This window comes from Paenibacillus sp. FSL H3-0286 (assembly GCF_045040705.1).
GTDB classification, from domain to species: Bacteria; Bacillota; Bacilli; order Paenibacillales; family Paenibacillaceae; genus Paenibacillus_AQ; species Paenibacillus_AQ odorifer.
The window spans coordinates 1,997,709-2,016,423 of record NZ_CP150285.1 but is presented as its reverse complement, the minus strand read 5'-3'; the positions used below and the strand labels follow the sequence as shown (position 1 = coordinate 2,016,423).

Annotated in this window: 14 protein-coding genes and 1 pseudogene; 9 read left to right on the top strand and 6 right to left on the bottom strand. The window is 44.3% G+C overall.

Annotated features, from left to right (window positions below):
- Positions 1 to 419: 419 nt before the first annotated feature.
- The 6 genes and pseudogenes from MHB37_RS08605 to MHB37_RS08580 all read left to right on the top strand — a co-directional run bounded on the left by MHB37_RS08605 (position 420) and on the right by MHB37_RS08580 (position 8,765).
- Positions 420 to 1,466 (top strand): LacI family DNA-binding transcriptional regulator, encoded by a 1,047-nt coding sequence (locus tag MHB37_RS08605; RefSeq protein WP_076195090.1) that lies wholly within the window; start codon positions 420 to 422, stop codon positions 1,464 to 1,466.
- A 222-nt stretch (positions 1,467 to 1,688) separates the two neighbouring features.
- Positions 1,689 to 2,345 carry a beta-phosphoglucomutase gene (gene pgmB / locus MHB37_RS08600; RefSeq protein WP_076195088.1) on the top strand — a complete coding sequence of 219 codons (657 nt, stop codon included), beginning with the start codon at positions 1,689 to 1,691 and terminating at the stop codon, positions 2,343 to 2,345.
- A gap of 319 nt (positions 2,346 to 2,664) precedes the next feature.
- Positions 2,665 to 4,983: a glycoside hydrolase family 65 protein gene (locus MHB37_RS08595; RefSeq protein WP_076195086.1), complete on the top strand. Its 2,319-nt coding sequence runs from the start codon at positions 2,665 to 2,667 to the stop codon at positions 4,981 to 4,983.
- 88 nt (positions 4,984 to 5,071) lie between these two features.
- Entirely contained in the window at positions 5,072 to 6,754 is a 1,683-nt protein-coding gene (locus MHB37_RS08590; protein ID WP_076195084.1) for an alpha-glucosidase, read from the top strand.
- Between the two features lie 145 nt (positions 6,755 to 6,899).
- Positions 6,900 to 7,762: pseudogene (locus MHB37_RS08585) on the top strand (GyrI-like domain-containing protein).
- A gap of 151 nt (positions 7,763 to 7,913) precedes the next feature.
- Entirely contained in the window at positions 7,914 to 8,765 is an 852-nt protein-coding gene (locus MHB37_RS08580; protein WP_076126458.1) for a DegV family protein, read from the top strand.
- Positions 8,766 to 8,829: 64 nt separating this feature from the next.
- Here MHB37_RS08580 and MHB37_RS08575 read toward each other — a convergent pair whose 3' ends face one another.
- From MHB37_RS08575 to MHB37_RS08555, 5 genes are all read right to left on the bottom strand, one after another.
- A complete protein-coding gene (locus MHB37_RS08575) occupies positions 8,830 to 10,467 on the bottom strand; it encodes a PAS domain-containing protein (protein ID WP_076184666.1) in 1,638 nt (545 codons plus the stop codon).
- Between the two features lie 208 nt (positions 10,468 to 10,675).
- Positions 10,676 to 11,377 (bottom strand): ABC transporter permease, encoded by a 702-nt coding sequence (locus MHB37_RS08570; protein WP_256717259.1) that lies wholly within the window; start codon positions 11,375 to 11,377, stop codon positions 10,676 to 10,678.
- Positions 11,361 to 12,281, bottom strand: a complete 921-nt coding sequence (locus tag MHB37_RS08565; RefSeq protein WP_076126453.1) for an ABC transporter ATP-binding protein — start codon at positions 12,279 to 12,281, stop codon at positions 11,361 to 11,363. The genes MHB37_RS08570 and MHB37_RS08565 overlap by 17 nt, the downstream gene beginning before the upstream one ends.
- Positions 12,282 to 12,398: 117 nt before the next feature.
- Positions 12,399 to 13,334, bottom strand: coding sequence for a sensor histidine kinase KdpD (locus tag MHB37_RS08560; protein ID WP_076195080.1), 936 nt, complete (start codon positions 13,332 to 13,334; stop codon positions 12,399 to 12,401).
- Positions 13,334 to 14,050 (bottom strand): response regulator transcription factor, encoded by a 717-nt coding sequence (locus tag MHB37_RS08555; protein ID WP_036684414.1) that lies wholly within the window; start codon positions 14,048 to 14,050, stop codon positions 13,334 to 13,336. The genes MHB37_RS08560 and MHB37_RS08555 overlap by 1 nt, the downstream gene beginning before the upstream one ends.
- A 158-nt stretch (positions 14,051 to 14,208) precedes the next feature.
- Here MHB37_RS08555 and MHB37_RS08550 point away from each other — a divergent pair, with 158 nt between their 5' ends.
- From MHB37_RS08550 to MHB37_RS08540, 3 genes are all read left to right on the top strand, one after another.
- The gene (locus tag MHB37_RS08550) at positions 14,209 to 15,180 is read left to right on the top strand and encodes a phosphodiester glycosidase family protein (RefSeq protein ID WP_405169144.1); all 972 of its coding nucleotides are present in this window, start codon (positions 14,209 to 14,211) and stop codon (positions 15,178 to 15,180) included.
- Entirely contained in the window at positions 15,177 to 16,190 is a 1,014-nt protein-coding gene (locus tag MHB37_RS08545) for a bifunctional glycosyltransferase family 2/GtrA family protein (protein WP_076195076.1), read from the top strand. The genes MHB37_RS08550 and MHB37_RS08545 overlap by 4 nt, the downstream gene beginning before the upstream one ends.
- Before the next feature lie 602 nt (positions 16,191 to 16,792).
- Positions 16,793 to 18,184, top strand: a complete 1,392-nt coding sequence (locus tag MHB37_RS08540; RefSeq protein WP_076206321.1) for a SpoVR family protein — start codon at positions 16,793 to 16,795, stop codon at positions 18,182 to 18,184.
- Between the two features lie 62 nt (positions 18,185 to 18,246).
- Here MHB37_RS08540 and MHB37_RS08535 read toward each other — a convergent pair whose 3' ends face one another.
- Positions 18,247 to 18,687: a GNAT family N-acetyltransferase gene (locus tag MHB37_RS08535; RefSeq protein WP_076305984.1), complete on the bottom strand. Its 441-nt coding sequence runs from the start codon at positions 18,685 to 18,687 to the stop codon at positions 18,247 to 18,249.
- Positions 18,688 to 18,715: the final 28 nt, after the last annotated feature.

Here is an 18,715-nt window from a genome sequence, read left to right as displayed (position 1 = left end):
ATTACAACCTAAAAACACCCAATGAAAACGCTTGCTGTATTTTGATTTACATACTAATGCCGAATTTACGGTATTGTCAACCAGTATTTTCTAAAATAAAAGCTCAATTTAAAGCCGCAATAAAAACGAAACTTGTTCTTCCCTTCCTTTCAGCTAAGTTCTTGCATCCTTTAAGCCATACGTTTGCATTCAGCGAATGCTCTTTTCGCAAAATTCAGACCGCATTTATACATATTAAGATCAAAATTCCCGAATCATTCATACTTTTTTGGTGAAAAGCAACAATATTACATTGAAATTTCTTGTGTTCCTTCCAAAAGTAGCAATTTCCTCCTTTTGAATGACTTTATCTATTTACAATTTAGAACTCTTAGATTAATATTACTGTGTAAAGCAAACGGTTCCATAAGGAGGTTTCAATGACAGTTACCATTAAGGATGTGGCCAAGAAAGCGGGAGTATCTCCCTCCACGGTATCCCGGGTATTGTCCAACCATCCCAGAATCAGCCTGGAAACTTCCCGCAAAGTTAAAGCTATTATGGAGGATATGGGCTATACCCCTAACATGATGGCTAAGAGCTTGGTGTCGAAAACTACTAACAGCATCTGCTTCAGTCTTCCTAAACCTGCTGAAGAGCTGTTCTCTAATCTATTTTTTATGGAATTAATTCGCGGGATCGTTACACAAGCCAGCCGTTCCGGTTATGATGTGCTGATAAGCTCCGGAGCGAACGAGAAAGAAGAACTGGAAGCCGTTTCACGACTTCTGAAGGGTCGCCGTGTTGACGGCGTTATTCTGCTTTACTCTCGTACGGATGATGCCGTTATTGATTTTCTAGAGAGCAACGATTATCCATTCGTGCTTGTTGGCCGGAGTGATAAATATGAGAATATTTTATCAGTCGATAATGATAATGTGATGGCAGCATACGATGCTACGAACCACCTCATTTCCATGGGGCATAAACGTATTGGCTTCGTAAGTGGACCACCTAATCTAATCGTTTCTCGTGACCGTCTCGCCGGATATCGTAAAGCATTGCAGAATAGCGGTTTAGAAATGCGGGATGAATGGATTGTAGAGGGTGAATTTCTACAGGATAGCGGCTACAGAGCGATGTCCTTTTTCATGAATTTGCCGAATCGACCCACTGCGCTGGTAGCGGTGGATGACATGGTATCGTTCGGAATTTTGCGTGGGTTGAACGAACTGAAATACAAGGTTCCAGACGATCTCGCCATTGTAAGCTTTAACAATATTCCATTATCTGAATTATCTAGTCCTCCGATCAGCAGTATTGATATAGGAATTTATCATCTTGGCTACACCGCATCACAAGTACTTATCCAAAATATCAAGAGTCCGGATAACGGTTCAGGTCATACCAACCGATTTGTCATTCCCCATCGTCTGATCGTGAGAGAGTCATCCATGCACTCTCAGGCAAAGCATAAAACCGAATGAATAAGTGAAGCGTTTAATCGCTTCATTTATTTTTTGAAAATCTGTACAAACGTTTGCGCTAAATCATACAATACTTAATGATCCAGTTCTTTATGGGTGATTTCTAGGATCTTAGGTTAGGATAAACTTACACATCTTAATCAAAGTTTAAACGGTTTAATAAGATTCTAATACGGCATCCGCTGGATCACGACGCTGTCAAAACTTTTAGGAGGTACTACAATGTCGGAAATTAAAGCCTGCTTGTTCGACTTGGACGGAGTAATCGTCGATACAGCCAAATACCATTATATCGCTTGGAAAGAGCTTGCAGATGGACTGGGGTTTCTTTTCACAGAACAAGATAACGAACGCCTTAAGGGAGTCAGCAGAACGGCTTCACTAAATATTTTGCTGGAAATCGGTGGACTAACGATTGCTGAAGAAGAGAAAGCTAAGCTTGCGGAACAGAAAAATAATCGTTATGTCGAATATATTGCGAAAATGGACAGTTCTGAGATTCTGCCAGGTGCGCTTGATTTCCTAAAAGAGTGCCGCGCGAATGGCATCAAAGTCGCTCTCGGTTCTGCCAGTAAAAATGCAATGACGATCTTGAATAATACCGGATTAACCCCTTACTTTGATGCAATCATCGATGGAACTCACACTAGTGCTGCTAAACCAGATCCGGAAGTGTTCCTGTTAGGAGCCAAAGCACTGGATGCCGCACCTGAACATTGTGTAGTCTTCGAAGATGCAGAAGCGGGAATTGAGGCCGCTACCCGGGCCGGTATGTTCAGTGTTGGCATTGGTTCGCCGGAAACCCTCAGTGCAGCGAATATTGTGGTTCCATCGCTCGCTCATATGAGTGTGTCCGTGCTCAAAGAATCTTTTGCATAAATATAGTGAACATAATGAACTCAAATAGTACTGATTTGAGTTGTTATGGACATTCCTACCAGAGATTAAATGAACTAATAATTAATCGTTAACTTTCTGGTGATGAAGTGACGGAGAGGAATTTTGGAACTGTAGAAGCATAGCGTTCGCCTTTATAATCAGATTTCATCCGCAAAATGTGGTTTAAATATAGAAATCTGATTATAACAGCGATCGAAAGTCCAAAGATTCATCGCAGTCACTTTTATATCACCGGAAGTTTAACAAAAGATTTGTTCATTTTATATATCCCCCTAACATATTTAAAGGAGCGGTTATCGTGAAACAATATTTAACAATTGATGAATGGTCCATTATTGAGGAATCCTTTGATCCACAGACGCAAGAAATTTCTGAAAGCGTATTTAGTCTTGGTAACGGATTTATGGGTGGCCGGGCCAATTTCGAAGAGCAATATAGCGGCAACAGCCTGCAAGGCAGCTACATGGCGGGCGTCTACTACCCTGACAAAACACGTGTTGGCTGGTGGAAAAACGGCTATCCTGAATATTTTGCCAAAGTACTTAACAGCACGAACTGGATCGGTATTAACATTGATATCGAGGGTATCCCCCTTGATCTGGCAAAGTGCACCGTTTCCGAATTCCGCCGTGTACTTAATATGAAAGAAGGAACGCTCTCCCGTAGCTTCACTGCCACTCTCGAAGATGGTAAGGAAGTTAAAGTAGAAAGTATCCGGTTCGTAAGCATGACTCGTCAAGAAATCGGCGCGATTCGCTATTCCATCATTCCTGTCAATTTCTCAGGCAAGATTACGATTACTCCTTATCTTGATGGTGATGTGAAGAACAAGGATTCCAACTATGACGAGAAATTCTGGAATGAAGTTGAGAAACAAGCGGGACCTGATCATGGACATCTCACTCTTAAGACTAAGAAACTCGACTTCCATGTCACCTCTGCTATGGCTTTTGATATCCTTGTCAATGGTGAGAAGGTAACTGCCGAAGCAGAAGCGATCGAACAAGAGAAATATGTAGCCAGCAAACTGGACGTAACCGCACAAGCGGGCAATCAAATCGTCATTTATAAATATGTAGCCAATGTTACTTCTAGGAATCACGGTCTGGGACAATTGGTCGACGCCGCCCAAACTGCTCTGCAAGCTGCTAAGGAAGCCGGATTTGTAACTCTTTTGACCGAACAAATTGAAGCTTGGAGAGAAAAATGGAAAGAAAGCGACATCATCATTGAAGGTGACGTTTCGGCTCAGCAAGCGATTCGCTTTAATATTTTCCAACTCAATCAAACCTATAATGGTGAAGATGACCGCCTGAACATTGGCCCGAAAGGCTTTACCGGTGAAAAATACGGCGGCAGCACTTACTGGGATACAGAGGCGTATTGCGTTCCCTTCTATCTCAGTACGGCGGACTCCTCCATTGCCCGCAATTTGTTGATCTACCGTTACAAGCACTTAGAGAAAGCTAAAGAAAATGCCCGTAAGCTTGGATTCAAAAAAGGTGCGCTATACCCAATGGTTACTATGAACGGTGAAGAGTGCCACAACGAGTGGGAAATTACATTTGAAGAAATTCACCGGAATGGTGCCATTGCCTACGCTATTTACAACTATGTGAACTACACCGGAGACAAAGCTTATCTGGGACAATATGGCCTTGAGGTTCTCGTGGAAATCTCCCGCTTCTGGGAAGAACGTGTTCACTATGCATCACGCAAAGACAAATACGTAATGCTCGGCGTAACGGGCCCGAATGAATATGAGAATAACGTTAATAATAACTGGTATACGAACCGTATGGCTTCGTGGACTATGGAATATACCATGGAAGCACTGGCATACTTGCAAGAAAATGAGCCTACTCGTTATGCTGAGCTAGTTGACAAACTAGGGCTGCAAGAGAGCGAAACTACAAAATGGAAAGACATCATTGCTAAGATGTATTATCCTGCGGATGAAGAGCTGGGTATCTTCTTACAACAAGATGGCTTCCTGGACAAAGAGATCATTCAAGTCAAAGATCTGGAACGTGAGCATCTGCCACTTAACCAAAAATGGTCATGGGACCGTATCCTGCGTTCTTGCTTCATTAAACAAGCAGACGTTCTGCAGGGATTATATTTCCTGGGTGACCGTTACGATCTCGATACCAAAAAACGTAACTTCGACTTTTATGAACCGATCACTGTTCATGAGTCCTCCCTTTCCCCTTGTATCCACTCCATTCTAGCCAGTGAGCTGGGATATAAGGATAAGGCCTATGAAATGTACTTGCGTACTTCAAGACTGGATCTTGATAACTATAACAATGATACAGAAGACGGCTTGCACAGCACTAGCATGGCTGGTACTTGGATGTCAATCGTACATGGTTTCGGCGGACTCCGCGTGCATGACGGCAGACTGACACTGAGCCCATCTAACCCAGGTCACTGGACCGCTTACTCTTTTAAAATCATGTTCCGCGGCTCCCGTCTGAAAGTAAGCGTTACGGATGCACAAGTTACTGTTACGAATGAAACTGATATCCCTGCTTCTATTACTATCTACGACAAAGAATATACCGTAAACGGACTAAGCAGCATCACTGCTGATAGCAATTCCGTCACAGTATAAAACTTACACCCAAGAGACCCTTGAAGCTTAATGCTTTTGGGGTCTCTTTATTTTTTAGGAAGATAACTTATATAAGGAGTGATTTTGAATGAACAGAACCTTTTGGAAAGAAGCCGTTGTCTACCAAATCTATCCCCGCAGCTTTCAAGATAGCAATGGTGACGGGATTGGAGATCTGCAGGGAATCATTTCACGTCTGGATTATTTGCAAAAGCTAGGTGTCGACGTAGTTTGGCTGTCACCTGTATATAAATCGCCAAATGACGATAACGGTTATGACATCAGCGATTATCAAGATATTATGGATGAGTTCGGCACATTGCAGGATTGGGAAGAATTACTGACTGAATTGCACGCCCGTGGCATAAAACTAATGATGGACCTTGTAATCAATCATTCCTCAGATGAGCATCCTTGGTTCGTAGAATCCCGTTCTTCAAAAGATAATCCATATCGCGATTACTACATTTGGCGTCCGGGTGGACCAGATGGTGAGCGCCCCAACAATTGGAGTTCTGTATTCAGCGGCCCGGCTTGGGAACTGGATGAAACCACTGGTGAATACTATCTGCATCTGTTTTCGCGCAAGCAACCGGATCTCAACTGGGAGAATCCGCAGCTGCGTGAGGAGTTATACAAGATGATCACCTTCTGGCTCGACAAGGGTGTGGATGGTCTACGAATGGATGTAATCAATATGATTTCTAAAGTGGAAGGTCTCCCATCCTCTCATAGAGACGGCCTTGCTCCCGGGGAACTTGCTTGGGGCGGCGAATATTATATGAATGGACCACGTGTTCATGAGTTTTTACATGAAATGAATGACAAAGTGTTATCCAACTATAACATTATGACTGTCGGCGAAACTCCTGGCGCTACAGTTGAAGATGCCATCCTTTACACGGACGAGGAACGTAAAGAGCTGCAAATGGTATTCCAGTTCGAGCATATGGATGTGGACTCGGGTCCTGACGGCAAATGGGACGTAGCCCCGTGGACGTTGTCGAAGCTGCGCGATATTCTTCATAAATGGCAAGTGGGTCTGGCGGATAAGGGTTGGAATAGTCTTTATCTTAACAATCATGACCAGCCACGTATGGTCTCAAGATTCGGGGATGACGGTAAGTATCGTGTGATCTCTGCCAAAATGCTCGCTACCTTACTGCACACGCTGAAAGGGACACCCTATATTTATCAAGGCGAAGAAATCGGGATGACTAATGTAAAATTCACAGCCATTGAACATTATAAAGACATTGAAATCCTCAATATGTATCGCGAAAAGGTTACCGAAGGCGGCGCTGATCCTAACAGCGTGCTAAACGCTATTCATATCAAAGGCCGTGATAATGCGCGCACTCCGATGCAATGGGATGATTCTGCGAATGCCGGCTTTACTGAAGGGGAGCCGTGGCTCAAAGTTAATCCGAACTACAAGGAAATTAACGTGGAGCAGGCCCTGGCGGATTCGGATTCCATCTTCTATTATTACCAAAGGCTGCTTGCTTTGCGCAAAAAAAATCCGATCATGGCTTATGGCGAATACAAGCTACTTTTGCCAGAGCATGAGGATATTTATGCCTATACGCGTACTCTGGATGACGAGAAGTGGCTGGTGCTGCTCAATTTCAATGAGGTTCCACAGACTGTTGATCTTTCCGCAGAGCTAAGTAAGGCTACGGAACTTATTATTGGAAATTACCCTGATGATGCACCCACACGGGAATTATTACGACCTTATGAAGCAAGAGTGTATCGATTGAAAGACTAACTTTGTCTATCTTCCTGAGTTATACTATTTAGGATGATTTTTTATGAGATTATCCTTCTGCCTGCTACCTGTCATTAGAGAGCACGGAATAACAGGATTTTGCAAATGCAGCCTGATAGTATGAACTTAAAGGGAGATGACGGACTTGGAATGGCTTATCCGCATGAAAGAAGCTTTAGATTATATGGAGAGCAAGATGGAGGAATCTGTGACCATTGAAGAAATCGCCAAGGTTGCTTACTCCTCCCCCTTTCATTTCCAGCGCATGTTCAATATGCTTACCGGAGTATCTATTAAAGACTATATCCGTAAGCGCAGATTAACTCTGGCTGCACAGGAGCTTGCTATTTCTAAAGTTAAAGTGCTGGATGTTGCACTGAAATACGGATATGACTCGCCCGAGTCGTTTGCCAAAGCATTCCGCAAGGCACATGGAATTACTCCTTCTGCTGCGCGGGAGTCAGGGGTACAGCTCAAGGCTTTCCCTAGACTCTCCTTCCATCTATCACTGAAGGGAGATAAAGAAATGGACTACAGAATTGAGAAAAGAGACGCCTTTAATGTTATCGGACTAGTAGAGGAAATGACAACGAAGGATGGGGAGAATCTGCGCCGCATCCCTCAGTTGTGGATAGAAGCTAATGAAAATGGTACGTCGGATAAGCTGATTGAGCTCGGTGAAGATAAGGATTTATTAGGCATCTGCTCTGACATGAACCATGATAAAGAAACCTTCTCCTATTGGATCGCTGTCGAAGCTACTCCAGAGACTGATGCACAGGGCTTTGCTTCTACAACAATTCCAGCTGCAAGTTGGGCTGTGTTCACCTCAGTAGGGCCGATGCCTGATGCGATCCAGCAGGTATGGGCACGCATTTTCCAGGAGTGGTTCCCTTCCACAGGCTACGAGCACACAGGCGGACCTGAGTTTGAGCTATATCTTCCAGGGAGACCAGACGCAGAGGCTATCGTTGTGAGATATGGATCCCTGTTACGAAAAAAGAATAGAACTAAAAAGACTATCGAAATCCCGATAGTCTTTTTTCTTGTGATTGCCTACTATTTCATTTTGAGAATTGGCATAGTCTTGGTATAATAAATAGATTATGTAGTTCTATAATGATTATTGTCATCCGAATTATCGGTGAAGGAGAATTTCATGTCTACTGTAAAAATATTTTCAGACAGCACTTCCGATTTACCTCAAAACTGGAAGGATACTTATGACATCGGCATCGTTCCTCTTTATGTTGTATTTGAAGAAGGTACCTACAAAGATGGTGAAGATATTACACCCGAGGAAGTGTATCGCCGTGTAGCCGCTAGTGGAGTATTGCCGAAAACGGCAGCACCTTCGCCAGCAGATTTCATTGCTGCATTTCAACCCGTGATTAGCAGCGGACAAGATATTGTATATATCAGTCTCTCCTCCTCACTATCCTCTACATATCAGAATGCACTTTTGGCTGCCGGGGAATTTCCTGAGGGACGCGTACAGGTTATAGATTCGCAAACCTTGTGCGGAGGCATTGCCCTCCTTGTTATGAAGGCTGTCAGAGCTGCTGAAAAGGGCCACTCTGCCGTAGAGATTGCAGCCATGCTGGAGCACAGCCGCAGCCTTGTGGAAACTGAATTCGTTGTGGATACGCTAGATTACTTATATATGGGTGGACGCTGTTCAGGCATGCAGAACTTCATCGGTAGTCTGCTCAAAATCCGTCCTGTTCTTAGACTGGTAGATGGGAGCATCATACCTACCAGCAAAATCCGTGGCAAAAAAGAAAAAGCTGTGGAACAAATGCTCCAGAACGCTTTGGTTCATGTCGATCGAATGGATAATGAGTTGCTCATCGTGGTCCATACCTTGGCGGAAGAAGATGCGCTCTATCTGGAGGCAGCACTACGAGAGAAAACTCAAGTTAATGAAATAGCAATCCTCCATGCGGGTTGTGTAATTGGCAGCCATTGTGGGCCGCATACTGTAGGTCTCATGTATATGCTTCAGGACTAATAACACACAAATCTCCGGCCATTGCTTCTTAAGCAAATGGACCGGAGATTTGTGTGTAACCCCCCTAGTTTGAAGTTACTTCCAGCTCTATATCTTCTGCTCTGCAAGGCAACATAAAACGAAACGTAGAACCTTGATTCTCTTCACTTTCTACAAAGATCGTCCCACCCATCAGCTCCACAAGCTGTTTACAAATCGCCAGTCCCAAGCCTGTGCCTCCATATTTACGGTTTATGGACGGATGCAGCTGTGAGAAAGATTGAAACAATAGATTGAGTTTGTTACCGGCAATTCCTACACCTGTATCCCGCACTGAAAACTCCAACAAAAATTCTTGTTCATCAGATAGTGGAATGTTCTTCACCGATAGGGTCACGCTCCCACGTTCCGTGAATTTCAGCGCATTGCCTACCAGATTCACGACAATCTGCCGCAAGCGGATCGGATCAGCAATGATTATGGTTGGAACGCTAGTATCCATCCACCAACGTAATGCCAGCTTCTTCTCTTCCGCTTTCGGTGCAAATAAATCAATGACGTCTGAGATCATCTCGCGGAGATCAAACTTCTCGGATTGTAGTGACATTTTACCTGCTTCCATTTTGCTGAAATCAAGAATGTCATTCAAGATCTGCAATAACGTATAACTACTGCTGCGTAAAATCTCGGCATAACCTCGCTGCTCTTCTCCAAGTTCAGTATCCAACAATAGATCAGCCATTCCGATCATCCCGTTCATCGGCGTCCGAATTTCATGGCTCATCATCATTAAGAAATCAGATTTGGCTTGCGCTGCCTGCTCTGCTGATTCTTTCGCACGAATGATTTCTCGCTCATTCGTAATATCACTGAAGGCAATAACCGCACCGGCGATCAGCCCTTCATCAATAAGAGGTGCTACCCGATAATTAACAAAAAAACTGGTGCCATCCTTACGCCAGAAGATCTCATCATCTTTCTTACGGATGATTCCATCCTCTATCGTAAGACTAATCTGGCAATCAGGTGTCGAATAACGCGAACCATCACCTTGGATATGATGGATATAATCCATAAGCTTCAAACCCATCAATTCTGTTGGTTGGTAGCCTAACATATCCGCTGCCTCACGGTTAATAAATAGAGCGCGCCCCGTTGTATCCAGCACAAAGATTCCCGCGGAGACGGAATTCAGAATGAGACTCGATTGTTGATCCTTCACAGCTACTATTGAGGTATCTTTGGAGCTGATCTCCACTTCGCCCGTGATAGGTAATTCAGTATCTAAGGTGTCCGCTAATTCATCTAGCCAGTCTTGTAACAATTTTGCATGTAAAAGAGCGCTTCCGTTAGCCACTTGAGTAATCGCGAATACCCCGGCGATCCCTTCTTCCGTTCTGATCGGTAATAGTTTAACGCCTACGCAATCTGAGCCTTTTTTGGGATTCTCTAAATCTTGTAGCTCAAAGCTTGAGGAGTTCCCCTGCAGAGCAGCCTCAAAACTAGCAATATTGCCAAGTTTTTTTCTCTTTGCTGATATCGGACTTGTATTTTGCAACTTCGCTTCTGCGCTCAAGCCTAGATGAAAAGTTCGATTGGTTCCTACGCAGCGACCTTGTCTATCCAGAACGAATATCAAATCAGGATGATGGTCATATAACGATTTATAAGCGCTCTCTTCCGAAAGCAACCGTCTCAGAATGGACGTCCAGTCTTTATCCACAGTTCACATCCCCTCAGGCTCTCTCATCCATTATCATTACCCCTAAACGAGCAATGTTCATCTAAAATTTTAAATATATTTCATATCTATTATATCAAAATTACGGAAATCAGTCGTAGATAAACGTCAAATTCCCCCTTTATAACCCAATCACGATGCTTTTTCATCGTTACAAAAGGGTTATAAAAGGGGGTGAATTCCGAATCTATTAGGCTATATCTTTATGTTCAATGTTGCGAATAGCCATATAGGCAATACCTGCTCCTAGCAAACCAAGTGAGATCGACACCGCCGCTAAATTACCTAAGCGAGCTTGATCAAATCCCCCAGAAATTAGGGAGGTAACTAACACAGCTGAGACGATGGTGGCAGGGACCGATTTTTTCTTCATTCCAAAGTACAATGGGATTAGAGCAATACCCGCTGCGTAAAAAGCGTTTGCACCTAACTTAATCAGCTCTGAAGTGATTACATGAAGGGTCAGTTCACCCGGAATAAGCCCTGCAAAGGAATTGAATCCTACTAGGATAGCGCCGACTACAATATCTGCCACGATAATGGCCACAAATGTGAAGGCGAACACTATCAATATTTTCGCAGTCATCAGCTTTTTACGTGAGATAGGATACATGAAGAGAAGAGTAATGGTGTTGTTCTTATACTCATCAATCACCAGCTTGCTAATAATAACCGAAGCGAAAATAATATAAGCAGCCTTTACAAAAACGAACACGCCCTCAAACAACTCTGCATAAGAAGCAAACGACGGTTCGCTCTCATTTTGATCAACGAATAAAACCATAATCATAAAAGCAAGAATCGCAAGATTGACGATTGCTGCACCTGTAAGAAGCGTTTTTAGCTTATTCTTCCGAATCTCCAAAGATATTAATTTAAGCAATGCCTTCACCCCCAATCAATTGCAGAAAATGATCTTCCAGCGTATGTTGTTTTTTGCTGATACTCTCAATTTCCACATCTGCTAGCACTAACGCCTTATTCAGATCACGTTGTGAGATTCCACCGTCATATATTCTAACTGTAATATGGTCCAGCACTTTGAAATTATTAAGCCCAAGCTTATGCTCCAACACATACACTGCTTTATTAATCTCATTCGTAACCACTTCGATATATTCAGTATTTTGGCCACGAATGGAATCCATCGCCACTTCTTCTACCAGAGCACCCTGCCGGATCACACCGATCGTATCAGCAATCTGCTCTATTTCCCCCAGAATATGACTAGATACAAGTAGCGTCATTCCATATTCACGGCTAAGCATCCGGAACACTTCACGCATCTCCTTGATTCCCACAGGATCTAGCCCATTAATCGGCTCATCCAAAATGAGCAGTTCAGGTTTCGTCATGAAGGCTCTGGCAATACCCAGACGCTGCTTCATCCCAAGTGAAAATTGCTTCACCGGCTTTTTATCGACACCTGTGAGCTTTACCAGCTCCAGCGCTTCACCAATCGCTTGCGGATCATAATAGCCCATGTACTCTCCGTGCAAAATCAGATTTTCTTTGGCTGTCAATTTATCATAAAACACTGGATATTCAATGATGCAGCCCATCCGCTTCAGCATTTCGTAAGAATGCTCAGTCATTTTTTCATTAAAAAATTCAATTTCTCCACTCGTAGGTTTAACTAGGTTCGTGACCATTTTCATCACGGTAGTTTTGCCAGCACCATTCGGTCCAAGAAACCCGTAAATTTCACCTTGCTTAATATTCATATTCACATTGCTGACAACTTCTTTACCTTGATAGGTTTTCGTTAAATTTCTTGTCCGAAGTATTGTAGTCAATTCCGCGCTCCCCTTTGTTTTCGTCTCGTCTTCCTTAGTTCTTATTGTACACAGCAGAATTTTCTTTTTTATTACTCGTTTCTTACGAAAATCTTAAGCTGCGCACAATTCTATTCCTTAGAAGCGTAATCTGCGAAAAGTAAGGGTAAACACTGTTCTCACATACGGCTGACTAACCAGTGTAATCGTTCCATTCATTTGCTCCGTTAATCTTTTGGTGATCGTCAGACCTAGACCGCTGCCTTGATAAGCCCGATTTCTTGAGTCTTCCAGCGTATACAGACGCTCAAATACTTTATCCTGGTGTACTTCACTGATGCCTTTTCCCCGGTCCCACACCTCTATGTATACTTTGTTCTCATCACTATAGAGCTTTAATCCTAATACGCTCCCAGCGTCGCCATAAGAAATTGCGTTCGACAACAGATTGGACAATATTCGATCAAGAGCCTCTTCATTTCCCATGAAGTAAACAGCCTCATCCGGAATCTCAATCTCCACCTCACTGCCCTTAGCGCTGAGGATATCATAGAAAGAAAGGATGTTGCGTCTGCATACTTCACCTGCCTCAACTCGTGAAAGCGCAATTTCCCGATCCCCTGATTCCAGCTTGGACAAATCAAAAAACTTGTTCATCAGCTGGATCACTTCATTGGCTTTTTGATGAATCATCTTCATCATCCGTTCCCGTTCCCCGGCCGGCAAATGCTCATCCTGTTGAATGGTCTCAATATAACCAAGCACAACCGTTAGCGGAGTCTTAAGATCATGAGAAATATTAGACAGCATATTACGCATGGATTTCTCCAGCCTAACGCGCTCAATGCTTCCTTTATGATTGATATCCAGCAGCCGGTTCAGGTCAATCAGCACGCTCTGCAGCTCCAAATTACCGCTGAACAGCAGCAATCTTTCATGTGAGCCTTCCTCCATAATGCTGCTTAACTTGTCATGCATATATCGCAAATCATTAGAAGCTTTACGCGAATTCTGATATTGCCACACAATGACGGCGAGTAAGAGCACAATGACAACACCTAGCACCGCGATCATTATAGCTGTTCTCCCAGCTTATACCCGATGCCCCATAACGTCTTAATGTATTCGGGATGGGAGGGATCGTCTTCTATTTTTTCACGCAATCTTCTCATATGTACATTAATGACGTTCTCATCCCCGAAATAATCATCCTCCCATACGCTCGCATAAATCTGCGCTTTGGTAAATACTCGGCCCGGATGCGTCACAAACAGCTTAAGAATATGAAATTCCTTCGACGTTAGCTTTACTTCTTCCCCATTCTTCAACGCAGAGAAGTTATCTAAATCTACAGTCAATCGGCCAATGGAGATCATTTGCTTCACCGGAGCTTGATCTTCCACTTGGATACTGGGAGATGCATAACCTGCACGACGGATCGCTGCCTTCACCCTAGCCGCTAGCTCAATCATAGAAAAGGGCTTCGTAATATAATCATCCGCCCCAAAGCCTAACCCAAGCGCTTTATCTACATCACTGTCTTTGGCGGACATGATCAACACTGGAACCAGACTCCCCGCACGGATAGTCTGAAGAATGTCAGTCCCGCTACGCTTCGGCAGCATAAGGTCTAACAGTACAAGATCAAATGGACCACCGGTCCGAAATGTTCTCTCCGCTACTTCACCGTCAAATACAGCTTCAATCTCATAACCTTCTTTTACCAAATAAGACCTGACCATTTCACTGATTGCTTCGTCGTCCTCAATCAGCAGCACACGCTGTGGCATGTCCAAACCTCCCCGTAGTCGAAAACCTCTTCGTTAAATTATACCAATTTCCCGGAGCTCTTACTATTTCGGTTTTTATTTCAGCTTTTATTTCAGTTTCATTAAAGGTAGCCCAGGTATTATGGCCTTAACAACTTACAAAATGAGGTGATGCTTCAATGTTGAACAAGAGAAGTAAGCAAGCCTGGAGCTTCAAACGAAAGCTGCTTATCGTGATGATCATTGTCCTCCTGCTTCTCGGCACAGTGATATATAGTCTGGCAGATCGTTACTTAATCGAACATGTCGAAGTCGTGGTTGCGGATGATGCAGCTACAACAAGCAGCTCAGGAGCTACAGCCGTTACAACTGCCGAAGTTAACGCAACCTCTGACGACTGGAATTACTCCAGCGATGATATTCAGATCCAGATCGACCAAGTGCAGTCCGGTTCCGGTTCAGACCAGATCACTTATTTTGTCGCTGATATCGTCCTCAAGGAAGCGAGCAGTCTGCGCACTGCTTTTGCCGACAACAGCTTTGGAACAAACATCACTGAGGATACCTCGGACATTGCTTCCGCGAACCATGCGATTTTTGCCATCAATGGTGATTACTATGGCTTCCGCAATGACGGAGTGATAATCCGTAACGGCACGGTGTATCGTGATGATCCTGTGCGGGATGCAATGGCGCTGTTCGATGATGGGACAATGCAAACCTATAACGAGGAAGAGATTTCTTCCTCTGAACTGCTGGCGCAAGGGGCCACCGATACCCTTTCCTTTGGTCCGATTCTGATTCAGGACGGGGAGATTGCCAGTGATTTCAGCAATGTCAAAATCGATACCAACTTCGGCAACCATTCCATCCAGAACGCGAATCCCCGCACCGCAGTTGGTATGATCGCACCAAACCATTATGTGTTTGTCGTAGTTGACGGGCGCAATGAAGGGTACAGCCGTGGGATGACCCTTACTGAGCTAGCTGATGTAATGTCCGTCCTTGGCGCCACAGAAGCCTACAATCTGGACGGCGGTGGTTCATCCACTATGTACTTCATGGGACGGGTCGTAAATAATCCGCAGGGCAAAAACAAGGAGCGGGGCGTCAGCGACATTCTTTATATCAAGGAGGATGCAACATCATGACTATACTGATCCCAGCCTATGAGCCCGATGAACGACTGCTCGATTTGATTTTACAGCTGCATAATTTCCAGCTTGAACCTATTGTTCTTGTGGATGACGGCAGCGGCCCGCACTACCGTGGAATCTTCGATATGGCCGAAGCATTCGGCTGCACTGTCCTAACCCATGAAGTCAACCTCGGAAAAGGACGTGCTCTGAAGACAGGGTTCCAGTATATTCAGGAGGCCGGTCTGCCGGATTATGTAGTCTGCGCGGATAGCGACGGCCAACATCTGCCTTATGATATTAACCGGATCGTTGAATCTCTGCGGAACCAGACTACCCCGGGAATCGTACTCGGCAGCCGCCGGTTCACCGGAACCATTCCTCTGCGCAGCCGCTTCGGCAACTCTGTAACCCGGACGGTCTTTTCCTTAACTACAGGCACTAAGATTTATGATACACAGACTGGGCTGCGCGGCTACCCCCTATCAATGCTTGATTGGCTATGCCAGATTCCCGGCGAACGGTTTGAATATGAAATGAACATGCTGCTGACTGCCCATAAAGAGGGGTACACCATTACGGAAGAGTACATCGATACCGTCTATCTGGACGATAATAAATCATCCCATTTCCGGCCTCTGATGGACTCCTTCCGGATTTATCTGCCGATACTGATGTTCAGCACTTCTTCGCTGCTGTCAGCCCTGCTCGACTTCACACTCTTATTCCTGTTTCAGAGGCTCAGCCATAACCTATTCCTGTCCGTCGCGGCCGCGAGATTGTGCAGCTCTGTCTTCAACTATTCTATGAACCGAAAATATGTCTTCACGGGCGGCAAACGCTCCAAGATTCAGGCATCGCTTCCCAAATATTTTGCGCTGGTGATCCTCGTATTGTTGTTCAACTATGGGCTACTCTATTTCTATAATGAAAAGCTGATTATTCCGCTTGTCGCCGCCAAGCTACTGACCGAGGCTTCAATCTTCCTTTTCAGCTATTGGGCGCAACGGAGGTTTGTGTACTGAGGGTTTGGGTACTCTGGGGAAGGTTACGTTCTCTCGACTGCTTATGCTTGTGTGGTGAGCTATCGGGAATTTGTGAAGCACTAATTGGACACTTGTGGAGTACTAATCGGATACTTGTGGAGTACTATGGGTACCTATGGAATACTTTTCGAACACATATGGAGCTTCTATCGGGTACCTATTGGGCACCTATCGGACACAGATGACACTAATCGCAGTATTATTCCACTTTTGGTATGCTAACGGACCCCATTGCCGCTATTGGCAAGAAAGACACCACATATGAGCCTCTTTCTGCGGGATAGCGTCTGTGGGGTCCGCAACCCTGCTCAAAAGGCTGGAAATTTGCAAATAACGTCAGCTGAGTCCGAATTCACCGAGAAGGATACCGTTGATAGAATTCGCATACAAAAAAAGCTAGTGCTTCCTTCCAATAATGTATACAAAATCACATTATCTTCACTCAGAAATTCAGAACGTCATACACTCATCTTCTCTCCCATATACTTAAATGGAACAGTCCCGGACGTTGTCGCGGAACCTTTGCAGCCTTGTCAGAATAGGTTGCAGCATAAGCCCAAGCTGGAGGGAGAGAAAGATTCATGCCAAGCGAAGAAATTAATGCGCTAGAGCGGGCCATTGCCGAGATTACGGAAATAGCCACTGGCTTCGGTTTAGATTTTTATCCCATGCGTTATGAAATATGCCCCGCAGATATTATTTATACATTCGGCGCTTATGGAATGCCTACACGATTTGGACACTGGAGTTTTGGAAAAACCTTTCATAAAATGAAATCCCAATACGATTTCGGACTGAGCAAAATATACGAGCTCGTTATTAACTCCAACCCTTGTTATGCCTTCCTGCTGGATGGAAATTCACTGATTCAGAATAAGCTGATCGTTGCCCATGTGCTAGCGCACTGTGATTTTTTCAAAAATAATATGCGTTTCTCCATGTCCAACCGAGATATGGTCGAGAGCATGTCAGCTACAGCAGATCGGATTGCCGGTTATTCTGTAACTTACGGAACTGATGCTGTGGAGAGCTTCATCGATTCAGTGCTGGCTATCCAGGAGCATATAGACCCCAGTCTGATCCAGCCACGCAAGCTGGGCAAAACTCACCTACTGGAAGCTAAGATGAAGGAGCTCAAAGACGCCCCTCCAGGCGGCTCGAAATCATCCAATCCTTATGACGAATTATGGAATTTAGATAAAAGCAATACCGGGCCACAGGAAGCACCCTCTGGAAACCGTGCTTTCCCCCCGGAGCCAGAAAAAGATATGGTCTGGTTTATCCAGCAATATTCCACTGTTTTGGAGGATTGGCAGCGTGACATTATGACGATGCTCCATGACGAAATGCTCTACTTCTGGCCGCAGATGGAGACGAAGATCATGAACGAAGGCTGGGCTTCCTACTGGCATCAGCGCATCGTTCGCGAACTAGATCTGACCGAAGAGGAAACAGTGGAATACGCAAAACTAAATTCATCCGTCGTGCAGCCCTCACGGCAAAGCCTGAATCCTTACTATCTGGGGCTGAAAATCTTTGAAGACATCGAACGCCGCTGGGACCGTGAGAAAATCTTTGAAGTACGTGAGTTGGAATCCGATACCTCCTTTATCCGCAGCTATCTGTCGAAGGAATTGGTGAACGACCTCGATCTTTATGTTTTTGAGAAAAAAGGCCCCGAATGGAAAATCACCGATAAAGCATGGGAAAATGTACGAGATCAACTGGTGCTCGCCCGGGTCAATGGCGGGTCTCCTTACTTGGTAATTGAGGACGCAGACTTCGAGAAGAATGGTGAATTATTTATAACTCATCGCTATGAAAGCATCGAGCTGGATCTGAAGTATCTGGAGCGCACACTCCCTCACATCTACTCTTTATGGGGGCGGACTGTTCATCTACAGACGGTTGTGGAAGACAAAAAGGCGCGTTTTTCATACGATGGCAAAAAGGTGCAGCGGAAGTTTATTTAAACTAAAAAAAGCGGCAGACCTAAACGGGTATTAACACCCTGGTCTGCCGCTTTTTGCTATGACTAAAATGAGGATTCAGATTCTTTTAACGACTTCGAGAAATATTTTGGAGCCTCAACAAATCCTTGCCGGGCATAAAATCTATGCGCATCAGTTCTTCTAGAATGACAATGAACCTGAATTTTATCACAGTTTCTTTTTCTAGCTAAATCAGCGCAATACTCCTCAAGCTTTCGTCCAATTCCTTTGCTCCTAATGGAATTACTCACCACAAGATAACTTATAATTGCAGTCTCTCCTACCAGACCTAATTGGGGTATGTAATGCATGGAAATACAAGCTACCACTTTATCATCTTCCTCAAAAACCAATAATTCCTCGTCCGGATGTAGGATTAGCTTTTCTATTTTTTCTTGCATGAACACTTCTGTATCCGGATATCCCAACTGTTCTAATAATTCCGCTATGTCTTTCCAGTCATCAGCTCTCGCTTCTCTAATCATCTGCCCCACTCCCCGTTATTTTCAAATT